Source organism: Bradyrhizobium sp. UFLA05-112 (assembly GCF_053572325.1).
The window spans coordinates 26337-48431 of sequence record NZ_JBANBK010000065.1 but is presented as its reverse complement, the minus strand read 5'-3'; the positions used below and the strand labels follow the sequence as shown (position 1 = coordinate 48431).

At 57.5% G+C, this 22095-nt stretch carries 17 protein-coding genes; 4 read left to right on the top strand and 13 right to left on the bottom strand.

Annotated elements, in window-relative coordinates; translation table 11 throughout:
* Nucleotides 1–277 precede the first annotated feature (277 nt).
* From SO180_RS30350 to SO180_RS30330, 5 genes are all read right to left on the bottom strand, one after another.
* On the bottom strand, nucleotides 278–544 hold the full coding sequence (locus tag SO180_RS30350; RefSeq protein ID WP_449382504.1) for a hypothetical protein: 267 nt from the start codon (nucleotides 542–544) through the stop codon (nucleotides 278–280).
* A 1033-nt stretch (nucleotides 545–1577) separates the two neighbouring features.
* Entirely contained in the window at nucleotides 1578–2045 is a 468-nt protein-coding gene (locus tag SO180_RS30345) for a glycosyltransferase family protein (RefSeq protein WP_449382503.1), read from the bottom strand.
* 38 nt (nucleotides 2046–2083) lie between these two features.
* Nucleotides 2084–3274 (bottom strand): aminotransferase class I/II-fold pyridoxal phosphate-dependent enzyme, encoded by a 1191-nt coding sequence (locus tag SO180_RS30340; protein WP_449382502.1) that lies wholly within the window; start codon nucleotides 3272–3274, stop codon nucleotides 2084–2086.
* A gap of 367 nt (nucleotides 3275–3641) precedes the next feature.
* A complete protein-coding gene (locus SO180_RS30335) occupies nucleotides 3642–3902 on the bottom strand; it encodes a beta/alpha barrel domain-containing protein (protein ID WP_449382501.1) in 261 nt (86 codons plus the stop codon).
* A 256-nt stretch (nucleotides 3903–4158) separates the two neighbouring features.
* Nucleotides 4159–4593: an isocitrate lyase/phosphoenolpyruvate mutase family protein gene (locus SO180_RS30330; protein ID WP_449382500.1), complete on the bottom strand. Its 435-nt coding sequence runs from the start codon at nucleotides 4591–4593 to the stop codon at nucleotides 4159–4161.
* Nucleotides 4594–5167: 574 nt separating this feature from the next.
* Between SO180_RS30330 and SO180_RS30325 the strand changes: the two genes are divergently transcribed.
* Together SO180_RS30325 and SO180_RS30320 are read left to right on the top strand one after the other, a co-directional pair.
* Nucleotides 5168–5536, top strand: coding sequence for an adenine nucleotide alpha hydrolase family protein (locus tag SO180_RS30325; RefSeq protein ID WP_449382499.1), 369 nt, complete (start codon nucleotides 5168–5170; stop codon nucleotides 5534–5536).
* 57 nt (nucleotides 5537–5593) lie between these two features.
* Nucleotides 5594–6358 (top strand): autoinducer binding domain-containing protein, encoded by a 765-nt coding sequence (locus SO180_RS30320; RefSeq protein ID WP_449382498.1) that lies wholly within the window; start codon nucleotides 5594–5596, stop codon nucleotides 6356–6358.
* Nucleotides 6359–7483: 1125 nt separating this feature from the next.
* Here SO180_RS30320 and SO180_RS30315 read toward each other — a convergent pair.
* Complete coding sequence (locus SO180_RS30315) at nucleotides 7484–8230, bottom strand: outer membrane protein (RefSeq protein ID WP_449382505.1); 747 nt, start codon at nucleotides 8228–8230, stop codon at nucleotides 7484–7486.
* A 568-nt stretch (nucleotides 8231–8798) separates the two neighbouring features.
* Here SO180_RS30315 and SO180_RS30310 point away from each other — a divergent pair.
* Nucleotides 8799–9452, top strand: a complete 654-nt coding sequence (locus SO180_RS30310; RefSeq protein WP_449382497.1) for a methyltransferase — start codon at nucleotides 8799–8801, stop codon at nucleotides 9450–9452.
* Between the two features lie 358 nt (nucleotides 9453–9810).
* On the opposite strand, the gene mddA is transcribed toward SO180_RS30310, so the two are convergent.
* The gene (mddA, locus tag SO180_RS30305; protein ID WP_449382496.1) at nucleotides 9811–10587 is read right to left on the bottom strand and encodes a methanethiol S-methyltransferase; all 777 of its coding nucleotides are present in this window, start codon (nucleotides 10585–10587) and stop codon (nucleotides 9811–9813) included.
* Nucleotides 10588–11963: 1376 nt separating this feature from the next.
* Here mddA and SO180_RS30300 point away from each other — a divergent pair.
* Entirely contained in the window at nucleotides 11964–14057 is a 2094-nt protein-coding gene (locus tag SO180_RS30300) for a prolyl oligopeptidase family serine peptidase (protein WP_449382495.1), read from the top strand.
* 1241 nt (nucleotides 14058–15298) lie between these two features.
* Here the strand turns inward: SO180_RS30300 and SO180_RS30295 are convergent.
* The 6 genes from SO180_RS30295 to SO180_RS30270 are packed head-to-tail and all read right to left on the bottom strand — an operon-like array spanning nucleotide 15299 to nucleotide 21790.
* Nucleotides 15299–16465 carry an aminotransferase-like domain-containing protein gene (locus SO180_RS30295; RefSeq protein WP_449382494.1) on the bottom strand — a complete coding sequence of 389 codons (1167 nt, stop codon included), beginning with the start codon at nucleotides 16463–16465 and terminating at the stop codon, nucleotides 15299–15301.
* An 11-nt stretch (nucleotides 16466–16476) separates the two neighbouring features.
* On the bottom strand, nucleotides 16477–18063 hold the full coding sequence (locus SO180_RS30290; RefSeq protein ID WP_449382493.1) for a class I tRNA ligase family protein: 1587 nt from the start codon (nucleotides 18061–18063) through the stop codon (nucleotides 16477–16479).
* 1 nt (nucleotide 18064) lies between these two features.
* Nucleotides 18065–18394 carry a cupin domain-containing protein gene (locus SO180_RS30285; protein ID WP_449382492.1) on the bottom strand — a complete coding sequence of 110 codons (330 nt, stop codon included), beginning with the start codon at nucleotides 18392–18394 and terminating at the stop codon, nucleotides 18065–18067.
* A 24-nt stretch (nucleotides 18395–18418) separates the two neighbouring features.
* Entirely contained in the window at nucleotides 18419–19198 is a 780-nt protein-coding gene (locus tag SO180_RS30280; protein ID WP_449382491.1) for a phytanoyl-CoA dioxygenase family protein, read from the bottom strand.
* Nucleotides 19199–19220: 22 nt separating this feature from the next.
* Complete coding sequence (locus SO180_RS30275) at nucleotides 19221–20468, bottom strand: MFS transporter (protein ID WP_449382490.1); 1248 nt, start codon at nucleotides 20466–20468, stop codon at nucleotides 19221–19223.
* Nucleotides 20465–21790: a lysine N(6)-hydroxylase/L-ornithine N(5)-oxygenase family protein gene (locus SO180_RS30270; RefSeq protein WP_449382489.1), complete on the bottom strand. Its 1326-nt coding sequence runs from the start codon at nucleotides 21788–21790 to the stop codon at nucleotides 20465–20467. The genes SO180_RS30275 and SO180_RS30270 overlap by 4 nt, the downstream gene beginning before the upstream one ends.
* Nucleotides 21791–22095 lie beyond the last annotated feature (305 nt).

Here is a 22095-nt window from a genome sequence, read left to right as displayed (position 1 = left end):
GACGTTATCGTTGGACACGGCATATCGCTCCTTCGGTGGAGAAGTGGAGGCGTCAAGCACCCCCACGATATGCCGCCCTCCCGATTCCCGCCGTCACCAACTTTCGGCGATAGCTCTCATCGCGACGTCACCATCCGATGCCTCGCCAACTTCTCTGTGGTGGAAATGCTGACGATCTGCGCACCCGCAACGCGGATCGCCCGCTCGTAGGCAGATCGTTTGATCGGAGGGGATCAACACCTTGTTCCGCGGCCCAGATGTGCTGCTAACCGTAAAATCAGCTCTGGATCAATTCCGGCAATGCGACAGTGGCCAACAATGGCGCGCTTGCAGTCCCAGAGGTGATGACACCCCATTCGGCGCCAGTGGGACCGGCCATTCGTCGGCTTGCCACCTCCGCGAACTCGTCCATGGCCACGAATGCCTCGGCAGCGGTGTCCATTGCCGCGATGGTCTCGTCGCTCGGATTACTTGCGCCATAGATTGTGCGCACACCGGCGCATTGGGTGAACGGCTCGACGCCGATTCGCAGTAGATCCACCATGTGTGCGGTTTCGCCGGGACAGATCGCGTGCTCGCAGAAGTTTCGATCGCGTCTTCACCGCAGTCTTCTCATTGCAAGTAGGGACAGGGTGCGCAATATGAAATGCGGTGATAACGGGCTACACGATGCCAGACGTCTTCCATACTCGGAGGGTGCCTCATGCGCGACAAAAGTTGCGACGAGGAACCCGAATAGGCTCCCGGACGCCGCTTCGTGGATGACCGGACGGAGCAAAAGAGTGGTCGCTCTTGTTGTACCGCTGGCTGCTCGGCGCCGCGATGATGGCCCTAAGGAGTGGTGTTCGCGGCAGCCTCGACATGCATGTCCGCAACCGAGCTCGCGAATGGAGGCCGGTCTATTCGGTACCGGCACAAGAGCGAGTGCATGACGATTGTTTGGTGAGCCTGTAAACCCAAAGACCGGTAGAGGTCTTCAGCATAGGGTACCGGTACCGCGGGGTGGGCTCCGCACCAAACGACAGTTCGTGCCGCGTTTTTTCCTCCCCAGCACATTTCTCATGTTGCTCGCCGGCTGCTCAAAGGGAACAAGCGGTTAAAGCAGCCGATGACGCGACCCGGCAAAGAGGCCGATTGCCGTAGAGATAAGGTTGCTCGGTGTAAAGGACACGAACTGAGGCGACGTGAGCGACAGCAAGGACCAAGAGCAGACGTTAACGAACGCGATTCAGCAGGGATGAGAGGTTCGTGAGGCAGCAAGAGGGCCAGCAACGACACGTCGTATGACAACGGCCCCTTAGAGGCGCCCGCTGGATGACGCCGAAATTTGCAAAGTAGGTGAGCCTGACCACCACGACTACGGGCAATACAGCTCCGTAAACCGTGTCGCCGAACCGAGGAGGCTCTCTGCGATCTTCGCAACACGCGATACTTCGTGCGACCCGACCCGTCCAGGTGCTTCCCGGCACAGCCTAAAGCGCGGGTGGCCACGGCCGGCTCGAAGTGCTGAGAGGAGCGAGGAATAAGCTGGCACAACAAAAGAGAAGACCTCCGGATGTGGTGGCGTTCGCTGCATCCTAAAGGCACTTCAGCGTTGTTCCTCGCCTATCTTTCGGCTTGGATGGTAAGGGACGGCTGTTCCTCAGTCTAGAAAATGAGCTCCGCGACACGTAGATCTTCAGTGCGGTCAATTTCGCATCACCGATGAGATAGGCGAGAAGCTCCTCAGTGTAGGCCCTTATGGCTCCCGACGTGACGATATCATCCAGCGCTGGAACGATCGTTGCCTTAAGAGTCGGCAACGAAAATCGCAGCAGGTTTAACGTCTTGAAAAGTCTTGGGCTATCCGCAACGATGTCTGCTGCAGTTCGGTTGATGCGGAAGCCTGATATGATGCCGCTATCCGACAACAAAGCGGCCGGTCCTTGCATCAGCTCGTCAAAGGGCGCTACTGCAGCCACATCGGGAGCTTCGCTTGCCATCAAATGGCTCAATACATCCCGTTCGAAGAAGACATCGGCGCGGCTCGGAATCTGGGGCTCCATTGCTGCTCTCTTCATACTGGGACTCGCGGAGCCGAATTTCAGTTCCACTCGTTCAGAGTTGCGGTCAGGCTCCGCAAGCCCTTACCGAGCAATTCAAGATCGGTGCCGTAGGAGAGCCGGAGACCACAAGGATCGCCAAAGGCGGTGCCCGAAACCGTTGCCACACCAGCGTTCATCAGCAGCGCATCAGCGAGGTCATCGGGATTGAATTCGCAGCCATTGGCCGTGGGACGCCGCTGGAACCCGCTGAGATCGAGGTAGAAGAAGAATCCGCCTTGGGCAGCAGGCGGAGACACCAATTTTAGATTTGAAAGAATTGAGAGCCCGAGCGCTCGCGCATTCTCACAGTGGCGCCGCAATTCCAGTTCGAAGGCAGAACCGCCGGATTTGAGATGATGCAGCAGCGCATGCTGTGCAATGACATTGGGATTTGAAGTTGTATGGCTTTGTAGCGTCTTAGCTGCGCTGATGACCGTTTTGGGACCCGCGAGATAGCCAATTCGCCAGCCGGTCAGAGCCAACGATTTGGAAAACGAGTTGACGATCAATGTGCGATCGCGTGCCTGGGGCGCCACAGATAGGATCGGATGGTGTGTATGTGGGGGATGGGCGAAAGCTCCGTAGCATTCGTCAAAGACGATCCAGAGGTTCCGTTCCATGCGAGTTGGGCTATGCCAGCAAGGGTGTCGCGGTCGTAGACCGTACCTGTCGGATTGTTTGGCGTGTTGATCACAATCGCCTTGGTTTTTTGAGGTAACGGCCGCGGCAAGATCGGTAAGCCTCGGTACATAACTATTGTGGCGAGTTTCGACAAAGACCGGCGTGCCGCCGGCAATAACGATCTGTGCCGGGAAGGTCGTCCAGTAGGGGGTGGGGATCAGTACTTCATCGCCGGGATTTAGAATGGCCATGGCCGCATTGAAGAGCGCCTGCTTGGCGCCGCTCGTCACAGCGATTTCGTCTGCGGACCATGGCTGAACCGTCTCGCCGGACAACCTGCAAGCAAGCGCATGGCGCAGCTCCAGCAACCCGATCGGGTCGGTATAGCGGTTGAGGTTGCCATTGATCGCAGCGATCGCGCCCTCGCGCACCGATGGAGCGAGTTCGCTCCAGATCTCTCCTGTGGTCAGATCGATGATGTCCTCGCCGCGTGCCGTACCCTGCTTCCCGGCGGTTCTCGTTGCAGTGTGGTCCCACAACTTGACCAGGGCTGTCCGGCGCGCCAACACGAGCGCTTTCCCTCAAAATCAATGAGATCGTTGCTGTTTGGTCGGAGGTCTGTCGCACTTGTAGCAAACGAAATTCAGGTATGAACAATAACACATTTCAGGATTCCTGTCTGATCGTTTTCAGCCGCCAAATGAATGCGGTGCGATTCCTCGGCACCTAGCGGTCGCGCAAGGTGAACAGCTCGAGATGAGACGGAAACGCGCAAGCCGATCGCGAAACCGGGAGCCCGTCTGCCATTCAATGATATCTCCACGAAAGCGAACAGGTGCTGGGTCGGAGATTTCAGATGGTGGGCAACGATGAAAAGGACGGGTGCATGGCGTCAGTCGTCAAGAATGCATGAGTCTTGGGGCGGATGAAGACCTCCTATTTTTGGTCATCAGGCTGGAGATATCGCGCTTCGGCACGGACGAGTTCGTCGTATCCCACTAAGTCGAAAAGTTCGTGGAGCGTCGCAATATGGGGTTCAATACTCGCGATGCCTTCCCTAGCCATGATGCGACCGCAGACCCTGCGCATGGCAACTTTTGCAGCTCGCATGGAGTGATTGGCCCAGATCACCGTGGAGATGCGCGCATCGCGATATGTAGAGACTGGCGTTCGATAGTACTTTGTTGGAATGATCACGATGGGCAGTCGGTTCTGCCAAGAACTCGCAAATTCAAGGATCTCATACGCGGTGTTTCTTCGCGAGTGAATGAGAATCGTAACTCCGGCAACGTGGGGCCGCCGGCCTCGCGCTGCAGGACAGCCTTTTTCCGAAAATGAACTCGTTCGTTGGCGAGCGGCATTCCATAGCCGACATCGATGAGTTATCGGGCCGTCTGCGGGCAGTCAGGGATACGGCTGGGCAAGAGTTGATTCTCGTGCGCGGATCGAAGCGCTAATTGCCGGTCGTCCAATGGAGGAGGCGCTTTTGCGTGCTCACGCTTACGCCAATGCGGGAGCCGACGCGTCGCGCGAGGAGACGCGCATTGTTTAAATTGCCGAAACCGCTATCGCCGTCAACGAGCACCAGCAGCTCGGTCGAGCCAACGATGCGTTCGACCACCTCGACGAGTTGGCTCCATGATGCCTCGTTGGCATCGCGGTAGCCGAGAGAGCCTGAGGCCCACAGGCCTTTGAAACCTGCACGCTGAGCGATTGCGCCCGGAAGCCCATCATGGGCATCCATGAGAAATGAGAGGTCGTCATTGGAGCAAACCTGAGGTCGAAGTATATCGGCAGGCAGCGTTCTCACGCCTCGATCGGGCCCGTTTTCGCGAACAGATCTGTATTGCATGCCGAATTTCCTGAGGCGCGACCTGCGCGCCTTCATCAAGCTCTGATTGGCACGTCTCTGTCAGCTCGATCAATTGCCAACGTTAGTAGTTGACTGACGCGCAAAGCTTCGGATGTCGGCAATCCGGGGCATAGAATTTTAGGCTTCGCACTAGTCTGCGCCGGATCGTATTGCGAAATTCTAACTGGGTCGGAAATGCATGCATCGTCCGGCGCAAATCGGTAAAGAGCTTCGGCCGCTCGCGTGCGTATAGCCGCCAGGTTTGCGTGTTCAGCTTTCTGTGCGAGCAGGAAATCGTATGCCGCCCCATATCAGGAGATTCCTTGGTCTACATCGAGGGATGTCGTCGCTGGTGCACACGGAGCTGTCGTAAATCCGACGTATGTCGCGGTGCTTCAATTCGGTTAAAGCCTGGCGATCCCTCGAAGTTCTTGTCTTGACAACTGAGTTTCGCGTGGGGTGCGACTGGTATGACACTTGCTGGTCTCATCTCAGTCCCTTGGAAGGTACTTGGAGAAGTGCATGCACAGCGTCATTTGCATTAAACAGGTTCCCGAGTCCACTCGAATTCGCATGCGGCCTCTCGCCAATATCAGCGAGCGCCAGAGCGGTGACCATCATCAGTTGCCTCGAACGGCTCTTGCTGGAAGGGGCGCTGGACCTGAGCGAGGAGTTCGACGGCGAGATTACCGTCCTCACAGTAGAACCTGCAGACGGATCGGATTCCTTACCCAAGGCGGTGTCCCTATCCGAGCCCGCCGTGCTCTTCGCAGATCCCGGGTTCGCCGACGCCGGCTCACTGTCGATCAGCTATACGCAGGTGGCCGCGATCTACAAGAACTTGCAGGCGATATATTGTCGCCACCGTGTGCAGCTCTTACCTGCGCTTACAGCCGCTTTCGATCCGCAGGTATCGCCGCATTGGCTCTCCCGCAATGTGTGCTGGAGCAGTTCGAGAATAGACCCGACCTCCGTCTGAAACAAGTTCAGTCGAACGGCGCAATAGCGGCCTTCTGCCGATCGCGTGAGGCGCCACATGAATCTCTTCAGCTTCGTCGAATGCGCTAATCAAACGCAATCTCTCAAAGCGCTGTTTGATCTGCTTGTGAGCTGTGCGAGCGAAGAGGGCTTCACTGAAGTCGCTTACGGAGCACTCACCTTCGCGGAGCCGCTTCGTCTGCCGGGGTGCCCACCGCCTCTTATAGCCATGAAGGTTCCGCCAGACTGGTGCCAGCGCTATTTGGAACGCAAGTACTACACCGTCGATCCGGTGGTCCGGCGGACACCGATGTATGCGGGGCCGTTTCTATGGGACCAGCTGGCCAAGGAATATCAGCTTCAGGCATGTGAACAACGTGTACTAGAGGAGGCCAGAGAGGCGGGCCTGAAGCACGGCATCAGCGTGCCGCTGTTTGGGCCATCAGGCCGTATATCTGTGGTATCGTTCGCATCCAGTTTTGATGATGCCGATCCTCAGGGGAGTGTGAGCCGTCTCAACGCGCTGGCTTGGCAGTTTCATGTCGCATTTGCGGAGGTCACAAGACCCTTGGATAGTGCTTGCGATAGAAAAGTGACCTTATCAGAGCGCGAAAAGGATTGCCTGCGATGGGTGGCGGAGGGCAAGTCGTCCTGGGAAATCGGGAAGATACTGAGCGTGAGCGAAAATACGGTGAATTTCCATCTTAAGAACGCAATACGAAAGCTCGGGACAGCGAACCGAACTCAAGGTCTTGTAAAGGCCCTTCGTCTTGGTCTTATTGAATTTTCGGTGACTGCAGCGGCAACGCCAATGGTCGCGTAGCTGGTGTGGCGTCCGCTCGCAGGACTACCTTGGCATCTGCAAAGGAGCGGGCCTCGCGGCGGTATGGCGTCAAACGGCTGCGCTTGTCGCCATGAATGTCGCGAAATCTACTCCGTCGTGACGGTGACTGAAAGGCGATGCTATTTTATCGGCCGTTGCCGGCAGACCAGCGCTGCCTGGGCTGGTGAATACCCAGCGCGCTCGACAAGATCGCTTAGCAGGAGATGCATTGACGCATTCTGATTGATCTCATCTACTTCTACGCAAAGGTAGGCGCGTGCGAATGGCTTTTGAAATAGATCACCCAGCTATTCCCATACTTTGCGAAGAGAAGCCTCTGCAGAAAACCGGGCCCTGAAAACCGCGATAAAGCTGCCGCCCTTGCCGCTGAACCCAGGCTCAGCATGCCTAGGTACGTGAAGTATTGGATATCTTTTGCCGAGCGCGACTTGGCGCAACACATCGAGCACAAGGGGCATCGTTGGGTCGATCTACCTATGCTTGGCTATTTCGGTCTTCACGTGTGCAAAATGCGCGTGCGTCAGCGATTTCGCTGAGCGACGCCAGTCGATGATGCTGCCGAAAATTGGCGGCGAGATCCATCTGATTTTCGCGAGCCATTGAGCAAGATACCCCTCGTAGTAGCCGAGCGCTGCGGAGGACATCGAGAGGCAGGCATCATCGCCGCGTTCCAGATCATGCCGAAGAGTGGTGTAGGAGTGCCTCGCCGAGCACAACGGGAGATTGCCTGCCTGCTACGGCGCCTTGATTGCCGAACGCCAAGGCATTGGGGTGTCGAAGCTTTCAAAGTCAAAGTCGGAACACGGGAGTACGGGGTGGTGGTTTCGGCGATGGTTCGAGATGCTGGATCACTGAAGGCGAGACAAATCTACGGTCTGGACCGAAAATCTTCCGGAGGGATCACGCGTTGGCGATCTGCGCAGTCGGTGTCGCTCAGCACTGCCTAACCGACGCATCCGTGGGCCGTCAGAACGGACCCGAGTTACGTTAACGCGGGAATTCTCGCAGGTATTTAGGTGACCGTTGCACGCAGAGGAATATCTCGACAAAGAGCCCCGGCGAAGGGCCGGGGCTCTCGATCGCCGATTGAAGATCAGGAGATCGTTACTTGAGAACCAGGGGCCAGCCAAACTTGTAATTGACCCGCGCGGTCACGAGATCAAAATCCTGGCGGATGCGATCGTTCCCAAGCGCACCACCACCGGCGGCTGTGAAGTTCACGTCGCTAGTCGGCATGAACACGTGGTCGTACTCGACGCCAGCCGACCAGTTCGGCGTTAGGTTGACCTCAAGCCCGGCGCCAACGGCGCCCCCCCAACGCGTAGTGTCCGCGCTCCCAAGCTGCGTGCCTGGGGGAACGGAGTTGATCTGATAGTTGCTGCCCACGACCGCGGCGCCCCCTTTGACGTATAGCAGTACGTTGCTGACGGCATAACCGATCTGACCAGTGATTAAGCCAAACGCATCTATCCTTGTGTGATTGCTGTTGGTCGGAAAGGCAGCGCTGACATTCGAGCCGTTGAAATCGGCCCAGTTGCCTTGGCCTTCGACGCCAAGCACTGTCTGGCCAATCTGCCAGCGATATCCGATCTGCCCACCGACCGTGCCGCCGCTTGCGTCGTGGGAGCCCTCAGGGGTCGTGCCTGCAAAATCCCAGGAGTTATGGCTCGAACCCCAGCCGCCGTTGATGCCAGCATAGAAACCGCTCCAGTCGTAGGCCGCGATCGCGACCGGCGCGGGTTGCGGCGGCGCCTTGGTGTAGACAGGCTGTGCAGCAAGATCCGCGGCGAATGCAGGCGCCGCAGCGCTGAGTGCGACGATGCTCGCAGTCATAAGCAACAAGTTTTTCATTTCGAGCTTCATTTCCTTAGGAGGGCCCCCGGCCGCGCGCGTCATAACAGCACCAACACGAATTGCTGTAACTGCGGCGCAACATTTACTCGAAAGAATCGACTTGAATCTGACGCTGCGTGAAGTTGTACGCTTGGGTCTCAGTAGCCTCGCTCGCATCGAGACCTAGCGGGCGATCAACGCGACAACAGGCTAGGTTGGCCGTGTGTCGAAGCTCGTTAATTGAGGATGGCCACGTGCATGCTGTCGCTGATCGGATCAGCAACTGGAGTGGGGTGCTGGTCGCCTTTAGATGCGCAAACGAGAAAGACCTCTTCCTGGAAGCTGTCGTGTCATCCGGGCGAGAATAAGCGCGCTGATGACCGTGCTGCCTTGGCAAGTCCTCCATGGAGAGCGGCGCGTCCTTCTTTAGGACTTCCTAGGTAGGGAGACTGCCGGCGCGCTGAGGCAATTCGCTAAGGCGTCGGCCCGATACGCAGGTGGGTCCCGATGGCCCGCGACGACGTCTGCACCCAAAGATGGGAGCGTTAAAATGAGTACGTGGGTAGGCGCATCTGCACGGTGCCAAATGACGGACGTGGACGCAATGCTAGCCGAACTGCGGCTAAGCGAACTGCCGCACGATGTGGAGGTGAGCGGCATGCCCCTGCACATCCTGCCAGGCGTTCTGTCACCACGACTAAGTCACGGTCCGGACGCCTTAATGTCGAAGTGGCGCATCGAAAATGACGCGACGGTACTCGATCTCGGATGCGGATCAGGTGTGCTAGGGCTTGCCGCGCTCCGCGCCGGCGCAGGGCGCCTCGTGGCTCTCGACATTAATCCGCAAGCCGTTCGCACGACGGAGATAAACATCGAGCGGCTAGGTTACGCGGGAAAAGCCGACGTACGCCATAGCGATACTTATTCTGCACTGCAATCCGGTGAGAAATTCGATGTCATTCTATTTGCTGCGCCCTATTGGAATCGCGAGGCAAGGGATGACCTGGAACGCTCGTGTTTCGATCAAGATCACCAAGTCATGGCAGCAGTTCTCGCAGGAGCGCACCTCCGCTTAAATGATAAGGGCGTAATGTATGTGCTCTTCTCTGACCAAGGAGATGTTGGGCGCGTTGTGAACTTGATCGATGAGAGTAAGCTGCGTGTCAGAGATATGCATATTTTCAGGCCGACGAGCCCAGGGGGCCACGTCCGGATCGTTTGGGTACTCGCGGTCCGATAGCGTCCTTGAATCTCATGCCGAATTGCTTCTGATGCTGCGCGGTTAGAATATTGCCGCGCCCTGATTGGACCTTTCGCGATGTGGCTCAAGGGTATCGCGCCGCCTCCGTCGCTTAGGTGGTTCATAGCAAGCGGACGCGTACACGGCCATCGCAGCTCGTTCATTTGGGCGGACTTTGCTCGGTGATGCTTTGCTGCGTGCGGCAAAACAGCGGACATCAGGGTGCCGAAAGCGGCACCTTCTCTGATACAGAGCTGCTGCCGGTGGATGTTTCGTCTTTCGGATCCTACGGGAACCAGGAGCTCGGTGGCGCACGGTCCGGAAGACATGAGCGTCTTCCCTTCTCGGCTTTGATGCCCTACCCCGATTTGCGCCAGGGGATGAGCATGGAGACGTGTCTTCTATATTGGCGATACTGGTTCCCGAACAGCTTAAGGAGGTCCCGCTCTTCGAAGAAAATTCCGACAAAAATGTAGGCGGTGGTCCCGATTGCTAAGAAGAGGTGGCCGATCGTCATGACGGGTGAGGCCCAGAACGCGATAATAAAGCCGAGATAGATGGGATGTCGCACAAATTTGTAGTACAGCGGAGTCCGGAATTGCGGCTCCGGCAGGCCGGGGCCCGTGAGGTTGGCCGTGACTTGCCGTAATCCGAACAATTCGAAATGATCGATCAAGAACGTGCTGGTGAACATCAGCGCCCAGCCGATAAATGCTGCTGTCCCGATCATGACCGACACATCGGGGTCCGTAACTTGCCAAACGATTGCCGGTATGGGACGCCACTGCCAGAATAGCAACAGCAGGCACAGGCTCGCCATTAGCACATAAGTACTCCGTTCGACGCATTTCGGCACATATCGCGTCAGCCAATTCTTGAAGCCTTTGCGTGCCATGCCGGTGTGTTGGATGGCAAACAGGGCGATCAACAGCGTATTTATGGAAAGCGCTTCGGCGAGCGAGGTGCCAGGCCCCGTGTCAATCGTTTTCGGTACGACCAGGCCGCTTACGAAGCCTACCGCATATATAATTGCGAAAAGGAAAGCCAGGTAGGCGAGCAGGCCGTAAAGAAATGCGGCCCATCGTGACAGTCGACCCTGGGAAGGTCCGTGGCTGGTGGGCTTTATGTGGAGCATGGTCTCTCCGCTCGCGGTAACGGCTTTCCCCACGCGGTTTGGGGCTGAAGAGTCAGGAAAGGGACGCGATCAAAGCCTCGTGGCCCGTCCGCAAACGCCGAAGACGCAGCCGATAGCTTTCTGCCCCGGCAAATGTCTCGCTGATCGCGATCATCACGAAAGGATCCCTCAAACGTATGCGCAAGCCAAACACCGCGGCTTATGGGAAAGCTGGCCTGATTGGGCGCGGAGCGATGCGTCAACTGGGCGGGTTTCATCGGGAACTCCTAGCGCCGCCCGTTGCGTGCAGCCTTGGCTGCGGGGCTTTCGTCCTCATCTCAGCAAAGGACGTGCCGATCACGGCATGCGATGCGGATCTAGCCTGTCGGGAGAACAGCGACGCTAACGGCGTGCCATTGGGAATAGTACTGCCAGTTGTTGGATCTCTGACATCGCCGCAGTCGCCGGGACACGGTTGGCAAGATGGGCGTCTCTATGAAGCCAGCCACCCCTTGTGCCGGTTTGCACGAGAGCTTGACGATCGTGCGTTCTCGGAGACCTGGTCTCTTGGAGCTCGGCTATAGCTGAGTGTCCGACAACACGCATTCTTGCACAGGATCCTGCGGGATTGCGCCCGATGAGGACTGGGGCGAGCGATCTGGCTGCTCAATAATGGAATCAGTGGCCAAATCTAGGTGCCGGCTCGCTCGGAGTTCTGCGCGTCTCACCGCGATATCGACCGCGCCTGCCTTAGCAATCACGGTCGGCTACGGCGAGCTTGTTCATCGGGCTGAATAGAGACAGAGGGTATTCTTGAAAAGCGATTGCCGGTCATGCGTTACGTAGGAGAGCGATTTGCATAGAACGCACAACGCATCGGGTCGAAAACGATCGATGAGTTGGGGCTGAGGCAAAATGCCAAGCATTGCGCGGCGACATGCCGCTATGGGCGATCTCCGTTGCTACGCAAATCTGGCCCAGATAGCGTTAAGTCGACGCTGAAGAAGTCAGAATGACAAGCGAGTTCACAGGGCGTGTTTCGAAATTCTAAGCCGAAAGCGTCTTGCCACATCAGGCGGCTTCGGAAAGGACGGACTTGTTGCCGAAGTCAATCGGGCGAGCGAGGGCCACGCAGGATTGGAAGGCTGTCCGTCGGCGATCTCACATAATGTGGCGATCTGAACAAATAGGATTGCCTGCAGCCTTCGTCCAAATGCGGAGATGCGTCCAGCTTCTTAGACTGTGCCAGGCCCTAAGCCGCGGACATTCGCTACGCAATTGTAGTTCACAGAATGAGCTTGAATCTAATGCCGCGTCAGGTTGTAGGCTGGGAAATATATCGTGCCGGCCTCGATGGAATATCTTAAGCGCGGTTGATGCTAACATTGGAGTGAACGGTGTCTAAAGCAAGCTCGCCGTCAGCGCCAAGGGGTGGAAAGCCAACACTCTCCGCGCCGGATGATGATCCCTACCTCTGGCTGGAAGAGATAGAGGGCAGGGAAGCGCTCGAGTTTGTAGAGCAGCAGACCGGCAAAACTCTGCAGGTGTTTGGAGGCGCGACATTCACGCGGGATCGCGATGCGCTGGCTTTGATCTACGACCGGCCGGACAATATTCCCCATGTAAGCCGGCATGGCGAATATCTCTACAACCTTTGGAAGGATGCCAAGAATCCGCGGGGTCTCTGGCGTCGGACAACTCTAGAAGAATTTCGCAAGTCTGAGCCATCATGGGAGCTTTTACTAGATGTCGATCGGCTCGCGGCGACCGAGAACGAGGACTGGCTTCTGAGCTGGACCGCGGTACTGTCCGGTAGCTCGCACGTGATGATCGCCCTATCGCGGGGCGGCAGCGATGCCGTGACGCTGTGCGAATTCGACCTGGCGACGAAGAGCTTTGTGGTTGACGGTTTTGTGCTGGCAGAAGCGAAGAGTAGCGCCAGTTGGGCTGATCCCGATACGCTGCTGTTGTCCAGCGCCTATGGCAAGGGCATGGCGACCGTGTCGGGCTATGCGAGGACCGTACGATTATGGCGCCGCGGTGAACCCATCGAGCGCGCGGCCGTGGTGTTTGAGACGTCGCCCGATCGCATGGGCGTCAGTTGCGGGATCGATCGTACCGGACAGGAGCAACGCGTCTGGTTCACTGAACAGCTGGATTTTTTCAATTTCCACGTATGGCTCGGCATCGAGTCGGGGGCGCATGTCAAGATCGACCTTCCCACCGATATCTGGCTGCAGGCGCATCAGGACTGGCTCACGGTGAAGCTCCGTTCGGCTGCGACAATTGCCGGCGTGATCTACCCGGCGGATACCCTGATTGGCATGTCATTGACCGCTTTTCTTGCTGGGAAGCGCAATTTCTTGGTCCTTTTTGTGGCGAGGCCGCGACGAGCACTGCAGGGATTTTTCTGGGTCCATGGCAAGCTCGTCCTCTCCATCCTCGACGAGCTGCGGCCGGTGTTCGAGATCTGCACGCCATCCGCCGCCACCTGGAGCCGCGAGCAGCTCAACGCGCTTCCCGATATCGGCGTCGTTGATGTCTGGCCACTTGATCGCGATCCATCTGATGGCAATGGTGAGCTTCTCGCTAAGATCCAGGATCCGCTCACGCCTCCCTTCGTGATGCTCTTGGAGCGGGGCGTCGCCAGTCCAGCCCTGCTGAAGGAGGCGCCTAAGACCTTTACCGCTGATGGACTCGTGGTCACCCATCATGAAGCGATCTCGGTCGACGGCGAGCGCATTCCCTATGTGCAGTGCGGACCCAAAGGTGAGACCGGCGAAGCGCCCGTCCATATGAGCGGTTATGGCGGATTCGGCATCTCGGTGAAGCCGTACTACAATTCCGCGCTTGGAAAGCTGTGGCTCGAGCGCGGGGGTACCACGGTGCAGGCACATTTGCGCGGTGGCGGCGAGTTCGGCACGCGATGGCACGATGCCGGACGCTTTGCCGGCAAGCGGCTCTCTCATGATGATTTCGCAAGCGTCGCGGCCGACCTTGTCCGCCGCGGCGTCACGAGGGCAAAGCGCATCGCGGCGGAAGGCGGATCGAACGGCGGCATTCTTATCAGCAATATGCTGACGCGGTACCCAGAGCGTTTCGGCGCCCTGTTCTGCACCATCCCGCTGATCGATATGCGCCGCTATACCAAGCTGCTCGCGGGCGCAAGCTGGATTGCGGAATTTGGCGATCCCGACAAGCCCGCAGAGTGGGAATGGCTTAAGACCTATTCCGCCTACCATACTGCCAAACCAGGGCAGGACTATCCGCCGATCCTGATCGCCACCACGCGACGGGACGATCGGGTCCATCCCGGACACGCCCGCAAGATGGTCGCCAAGCTCCAGGGGATCGGCTATGAGGCTTATCTCTACGAGCCGGACGGCGGCGGGCACGGCTATGGCAGGGACAACAAGGAGCATGCCGCCTTTCAGGTGCTGGGCTTCGAATTCCTGAAACGCAAGATTGGCTGGCTGGACGAGAAGACTTAAAGCGAAATTCACCTACGATCTCGCAAACATCGGAGCCCAAATTGCTAGCGTTCTTTTAGGGCGACCTCGACGAGCGCAAGATCGGGACCGAACGCAAGCTCCTCGTGATAGGTCTTGCCAACGCTTATACGGCATTGCGCTCGTGCAGAATCAATCGGTCGCGCCCAGATTTCTGCTTACGGATGACATATTCGCCGCGGCCCAGGGACGAGATTAGCTTCCATCTAGGGGCAGCACTCTTCCAAGCTCAAAGTAAACTTTGGGATACTTGAGTACATCGGTACATCCAGAGTCGTTGTGCATGCAACCCACGCGCGCTTGGCAGTTTCATTTCATTCCTGCTAGATATGCGTAGGAATGCCAACGGAGTTGTTATGGCCAAGACGCAAGACAAGAAGGTTGTCCGTCGCGAGTACACGAAGGCGGACGTGAAAGAACTACGCGTACACTCGAGGGCGAAGACACCCGTTACGAAAATTTCAAAGCTTACAAAGCGAAGCGTCGGTTCATTGCGTCAGAAGGCGCTAAAGTTGGGCATTCCGCTCGGACATCGACGGTAGTGCGCGCACAGCAAAACGAAGCGTACGGAACTACCGGAGATCGAGTACATCAGCAAGAGGAAGCCGTAGCCATATCGGTTCGACGTCAAATCACTTCATCGTCACCATCTCGGGCTGCGCTCCCCTGGGCCAGCCCGTGCTGCACCTGAGGTGTGCTCTGAGCAACCGTTTGATGGCTACAGGTTTCGGCGGCATCATTGAATTGTCGCCGAGATCTCACTAGTTGCTCATCGCGGCCAACTATGTTGACGAGGAGTTATCTCGTCGGGAAACCGGCGCCCTGTCGTGATCTTCGGTTAGAAACGCGGGCACTTCGTCGGGATCAAGCGTGAGCTCAGGCACCACTTCGCCATCGAGCCTGAAGATTGGTCGCATCGAGGCCGACGGCCATCTTGGCCGCTGACATCTCGAGCGCTATGAGGCTGGCGTGACAATGTCATCCTCGCCGCCATCGGCTACACAGCCTCGTCTTGGTCTGACCGGAGTTGCTGGTGCGCTCGGTCCTCAACGATTCGTGCGGCTGGTCGATACTTGGGCCGCGCTCACGACGGATTTTTTAACTCGCCAGACGAAAGGTCATCCCACCGGAGTGCCGTTCGGGTGCCGCTCAAGCTCGAATGCATGTTGAGGCGGCATGTCGCAGCTAGCCAGAGAATGGGCGTATCTCACCAGTTTGAACCGTCAATCTTCGAAAGACGTGCTTGACGATGATCCGCACAGCTTGGCATGCAATTTATCCAATCTCGCTAGCCCGTCTTCAATTAGACTTGTTGGGAGATAGCTAAAGCACAGGCGTACATAATGGCCGCTTTGTGGGCCATTATCTCTGCCGTGTCTCAGGTGGACGTCATGCTCGCAGCTTGCTGCCTTAATGAAAGTCTCTGCCTCAATTTCCGCAGCCAGACGTACCCAGAACGAGAAACCCCCCTTTGGAAGGAGATAGTCAGGCTCGCAAAAGTGACTTCGCTGCAGCCGGGCGTGCAAGCTGTCCCGCTTGGCGCGATAATGCTGGCGTAATCGCGCAATGTGCGCATCAAATGCGTCCGATTGCAGCAGCGATAAGACGATATTGCTGACGATAGGGCTGACGCCGCCGTCGCATTTAAGGCGTGCTAGTCTGTTGATGACATCCGAGTCTGCAAGCACCCAGCCTACCCGTAACCCGGGCCCGGCGACCTTGGAAATACTATGAATATTAATGACGTTGCCGCCTGACGGCAGCCACGCAGCTGCATCATTGTACGGCAACTCCGAATAGACGAGATCCTGGACCAACGCCACGCCATACTGGGCTAGCATCGTTGCAAGGCGGGCCATATGGTCGCGCGGCATCTGGCGCCCAGTCGGGTTATGAAATGCTGGCGTCGTGTAGAAAAGTTTCACGCGGGCATTATGCCGCAAGGTCTGTTCAAGTTCGTTCGGGTCGACGCCATCGGCTCCCATCCCAAGCTGGAGAATGGTTGCACCCGCGATCGAAAAAATGCGCAGTGCACCCAGATAGGACGGGTCCTCGGTCAGGACGACATCGCCGGGGTCGAGCCAGACGTCGCCGACCAATTGCAGAGCCTGTGAAGCCCCAGCGGTCAGGATAATCTGGTCCTGCTGCACATTATAGCGTTGTGCGAGCTTTTCTCTGAGCTTGGGCAAACCCACCGCATCCGTATACTGCAGCAGGTCGACGGTGGCGACGCCGGTATTTTGGCTCAATGCGTCCGGCCAGGCCAGCTCTGAGAACATTGCCGGATCTGGGAGCCCATACCCGAAATGGATTGCGTGCTTCGCAGCTGAGTAGTTGAAGGGCGCAAAGCTCTGAGCCAGAGAGCTGCGGTTAGAGACGGGTGAGTTCATGGCTTTGTCGTTCAAATTCCGCTGTGCTGCTCAGCCTGTTGTGGACGAAAACGTTCGTTGTAAGCTGCGATGAAGTTCGCAGGTATCGCCGTGCTAACACGGGGGAAATCTATCTTTGGTGGCAGGCTAGCTTTTGCAGCAGGTTTGCCGAAGGACGGCTGCCATGCTTCACCAAAGAAATGACGGCCATATCGGATCGCTAGCTCGGGAACCACAGGATACAGAAGGCTCAGGAACAGAGAGATCTGCGCGGAGTTCCACATGCCGCTGTCGTCACGCGCAAAATCGGCGACCTCGAAGTAGGTATCAACGATATCAAGCGCGTCCCAGAATCGGAGCTCCTCGATTGCATCAGCGTAACGCTGAGCCAGCATGTACAGACGAGATCTGAGACGCCTGCTGTCCAATGTGCGTGCGTGGGTGGCAAGTTGGCGCAGTGCTTTTTCCCAGACGCGAAGATGTGAGGCCGCCCTGATCAGCTGATCGACGTCGAACTCGTTTTCATCTCGGCCGAATGGCCGCGCAATTCGAGCGAGCGCATAGCGAAGCACATTGGGGTCTACCTCGCGCGCAACTTCGTCGGCCCAAAGCGCATGGTTTCGGCTGGTGGAAAACTTTTGACCCTCGAGCTTGTAAAAATCCTGGACCGAGTGATTTGTGGGAATTGGATAGCCGCGCGCGAGCAGGGCACCGCTCACACCTACCGTATAGTAGAAGCGGTTATCCTGGCCCATGAAGAACACAAGCTGGGTTGTGGGGTCGTGCAAAGTTGAATTGGCGTCCAGAAAATCATTGGCGCATTGCTCGCGAATTCCGGTGTCGAAGCACCATAGGCCCTCGAACCATGTGAGCAGGGTTTGACCGAACAAAGGTTCGGGCTCCAGTAACTCTACACCATGACTGAAGTGACGCGACATCGGCAAACCATGCATATCTCTGGCGAGCCAAGCGCGCGCCTTGTCTCGGATCGCCGCGGGCCAGGCGCTTTGTCCAATAGCTGTGTCCAGCGCCTTCGCAAGGCGAGGCGTATCGAACACGGCCTGCTCAGTGCGCCTTAGTACAAGATTGTGACCGCAGGTGGCGTGCCGGGCGTTGCATAAGGTGTCGTGCCGAATTGCCAGGCCACAGTTCTCGCACAAGTTACTGTCGGTCGCAGAGCCGCACGCCGGACAGTTCCCAGCTGCCAGCGAGTCCGCGACAAATTCGTCGCAATGCTCGCAATAGAGTTGGACACCATTGCGGACCTCGACATAACCGGCTTCCTGCAGCTCGCGGAAGATTGCGAGTGCGTTTTCCTTGTGTATCTCGCTGGATGTGCGAACGAAGACATCGGGCGTGATGTGCATGGCACGCAGGCCCTGCAGGATCTCGTCAATGTGCTTTTGTGCAACGTCGCCAACGGGTTGCCCGAGCTTTCGTGCCTTTACAAGCGTATAGGTGCCGTGCTCGTCCGCGCCGGTGACATAGTGCGCGCGGTGGCCGGCCAAGCGCTGAAAGCGCACAAAGATGTCGGCGAGCAAGTATACGCCGCCAACGTGACCGAGATGTAATTTGCCGTTAGGACAGGGGGGAGCGGGACATACGAAATAGGTGCGCATGTCAATCCCACCAGATAGAGAGGAACTTAAGAGTGCTCTCCTGGCTGACATTGCGGATAGCGTGCTTCTGGTGTGGCGGCATGTAGAACAATGTCACCTCGTTCACCGACCGCGTCTGCCCGTCAGCTTCGAATTCTCCCTGACCTGAAATCAACAGCCACAGCTCGTGTTCATGGTGCGCATGCAGATCGACCGCGCCACCGGGTGCGACCTCAACGACCGAGGCACCGAACTCGGGGCTGAGATCATCCGGTAAATGCTCCAGCAAGCGGCAAACCAGCACGCCATATTCGGTCCGCATCAGGGAGCGATCGATCTGCTTGGTGTACACGTGGTCTTTCCTTAAGGGCTGCGATCACTCGCGATAGAAGATGCCGTTAGGCATCTTTAGATTTTCAGGGTCAGCGACCTTGCCTTCTGGCGGGTTGTAGGCGCGCTTCATTCGATTGTATTCGGCACGATCAGGACCGCCGGTAGAGGCGCGTTGGAACACCAAATAGAGTGTGCGGCGAGAGCGATCGCTCTTATTCGGCAGCGAGTAGTGGGGCGCGTAGTCGTCGAAAATAAAGACATCACCGGCCTTCCACGGCACCGGCTCCCATTCAAAGCTCTCGGCTACGTCCGGATTTATGACGCCGCCGGCATCCATGGGAAAAACTCCCTCCTTATGGCGCCCCGGTGTGAAGAATAGGCCTCCATTGTCCGGAGCCGCATCGTCGATGGCAACGGCTGCTATGGCGTGCACCATCCGCTCGGGGAGCTTGTGGGGGACATGATATATGTCCTGATGAGGGCGATATCCGCCGCTATCAGGGTACTTGAAGATCAGCAGCTCCTTTAGCATCCGCGTGTCTTCATCGAGGAGCGTCTTTATCGCGTTGCAAATGCGGCCGTCGGCCAGCAGCGTCTCGCGTAGAGCGCCATGGTAGTCCAGGAAGTTCTCGACCTTTGAGATGATCTTGCGATCATCGGCCGTTTTCTCGAACCACATCATCCACTTGTCGACGCTCACATCCCAGCGCGCGACGCCTTCCACGAACTCAGAGATCTTGTCCCGCGTAGGCGCATCAAAGAAGCCTTCAAGCCGAAGATATCCATCCTGATGCCATTTCGCCTTCTGTGCCTCGGTCAGCATGTGCGAGCTCCTTTTTTGAAGATTAGGGAGAGTAGGTTCTTGCCTTTGGCCGGAGTGCAATTGCCAGCACCCCGTTAAAGGCGGTCGCGCCCAATAGCGTGAGCAACATCGCGTCAACGCCAAATCCACCGATCAAGTGCCCTCCGAGGAACGGAAAGCCGAACAACCCGAGGAAATAGGCTAAGGTGAAGATCTGTGAAGTAACTGGTACGGAGAGCCCACGCTCGCTCGCGAGATTGACGGCCATTCCGATAAGGGCGGAATAGCTAAGCCCGTAGCCTGTGGCGAAGATTGCGGCGGCCAACAGATACAGCAGAGTGTCGCCAGGATTGATAATGAGCAACGCCAATGAGGCGCCGGTAGCGACAAAGAGCGTGAGCGCAAGCCGGTGTACGGGCACTCGGTCCAGCATATGGGCGACTGAAAAGCGGAGCGCCACGCTGGTAACGGTGAATACGAGGAAGAAGTGGTCGGGATTGAGCTGACGTGACGCTGCATAGGCGCTCTGATATGTCGATAGTCCGGAAAAAATGCAGGCCGCAACCACGATCATGACGATCGGTGCGACTGTTGCGTGTCGAAGCAGGGCGACGGTTTCGACCACGGTGACCTCGATGTGAGGCATGGGTACCGAGGGGATGCTCAACATGGCGTGTCGTGCGACGCCTACGCAGATGGCTGCAATTGCGCAGGCCATCGCGAAAAGCGCGTACATCATCGCCATTGAGCCGGTGCATTCTGTCAGAAAGTGGCCGAGTGGGGCCGCGAGCCCAAGTCCTGCCATCTGGGCGCCGGACAGGATCGTCAGATGTTCTATACGAGCTGCGGGACGCAAATGACGGATGATCTGCAGCGGCGAGAGGATGAACAACACCGACCATCCGGCACCGACGAGCATGCCGCCCGCATAGGCCATTCGCGTGTCGTACGCTGCAGCAGCGAAGGCCGCCATGGCCAGCGCCATCACTAACGATGCGGCAGCTATCGTCGGCATAATGCCAATGCGCTGGGCAACTCGGCCTGCCAGGCAACAGCACACGATCGTTGCAACCATGCCACTGGAGATAACGGTACCTGCGGCGTCGCCCTCCATACCGAGCGCTTCCATATACTCCGGCAATATGAAGCTCGTGCCATAAGCTGCCGCAATGATACTGGATGCGACCAAAAATGGTCCAAAGGCGCGGTAGGACAGTTTGCAAGATAGCCGATCCGCAGCTGAAGGGGGCACATCGACAATTCGTAAGATGGAGGATCGGGACGCACTCATGTGATTGCGCTCATATGTTCTGCAAGTCTCGTTGCATCCGGCAGTGTGCTCAGATCCGCAGCGTCTGGGGACTCGTAACCATCGAGGATCTGCTGGCCTGATTGATCCAGATAGAAGGGACGCCCTAGGAGGCTGTTGATGATGAGACTGTTGCGGTACGCCACCAGTGACAAGTTTGCGCTCTGCAATCCGTGCTGCAGACGGCTTTGATTCTGGAGATATACCGGTCCTGGCATATGCTGATTGAAGCTAACCGCGTAGTCCGAGCCCAGCACGGGTAGGCCATCCTCCATGTGCGCGCCGCCCAGTAGCGATTGTAGAAAGGGTGGAGTGCGCGGCTGAAAGCCCGTGGCAAGGACGATGCGATCAACGAGGATGCTGTGATGTTGCCGCGTGACGAGATCGGTCAGATTGACTCCCCAGCGCTTGTTTAGGGGCGCAATGTCTTTCACAACGACGCTGGACAGGAGAACGAAGCTGTCAGACGACGTACCCGCCACGTCCCTTTCGTACAAAATGTCGTAGAGGCGATTGCACAATTCGGCAGAAATGCCATCACTCGTTAGCTTTTCACGCTCGATGATTGCGCGGCGGTGCTGGAGCGGCAGGGCATGAAAGCGCCGGCTGTAACCCGGCCCATAGGCCTCGTTCACGAAACTGGTATCGTCCATCGCAAACAGGTTTGAGCGCGATGTGACCCAGGTAATCCGGGGAGCGCTGGGACGATTGAGGATGTGCTCGACAATCTCCGCGCCGCTCTGACCACCTCCCACCACGAGCACATGCTCGTCTGCGCCAGGTGAGTCCTGGTCGAGATAGTCAGCGGCGTGATAGACGGTGTTGCAAATGAAGGGTCTGGCGCACGGGGGGACCGTTGGCTCAACGCCAACCGCTATCACGACGGCGCGCGCCAGGTATGTCGTTGTGCTCGTATTGACGCGATAGCCGTCCCTGAAGGGCGCGACGTCGACGACCTCTTCGTTGTAGCGGAGCGTGCCAAGTTGTCGCGCGACCCACTGGTAATAGTCAGTGAACTCCCGCCGCGAGGTCGAAGCATTGCGTCTGTTGACGAAGCCGTAGAGCCGTCCGTGTCGTGCCAGGTAGTTCAGGAAAGAATAGGGGCTGGTGGGGTCTACCAGCGTCACGCAATCCTTGAACGGCGACACTTGTAATCGGCTGTTCGGCAACGCCAGGCCTGGATGCCAGCAGAATGCCCCGCGCTTTTCCAGGAATAGTGCGCGTAGCGGGGTAGGTTCGATCAGGGCTGCCAGGCTGAGATTAAAGGGACCGATCCCGACGCCAATAACATCCAGCGTATCCACGAAGGTCTCTCTCACGACAGTGTAAGGATCGAAGGCGGTCGGTTGCTGCGTTTGAAAGCCTACAATCTGACACCGCGTGAGATACAAGATGTTTTATAGCCCGACCGGACCGGGATTTAGGTAAGTGCGTCTTCTCGCCGCGCGCCGAAATTCGTCTCTCCTGCCGAGCGGTCTCTTGGATGGCGAGGAAATGGTGGGGATTCGCGTCAATCGCTGGTCGGCAGTAGCGGATGTGTGAAACTGGCCGTGCCCGGGCGACGTAGCCGCCTTTATGTCGCTGAAAGCGCGGTCAATAGGTTGCTGGC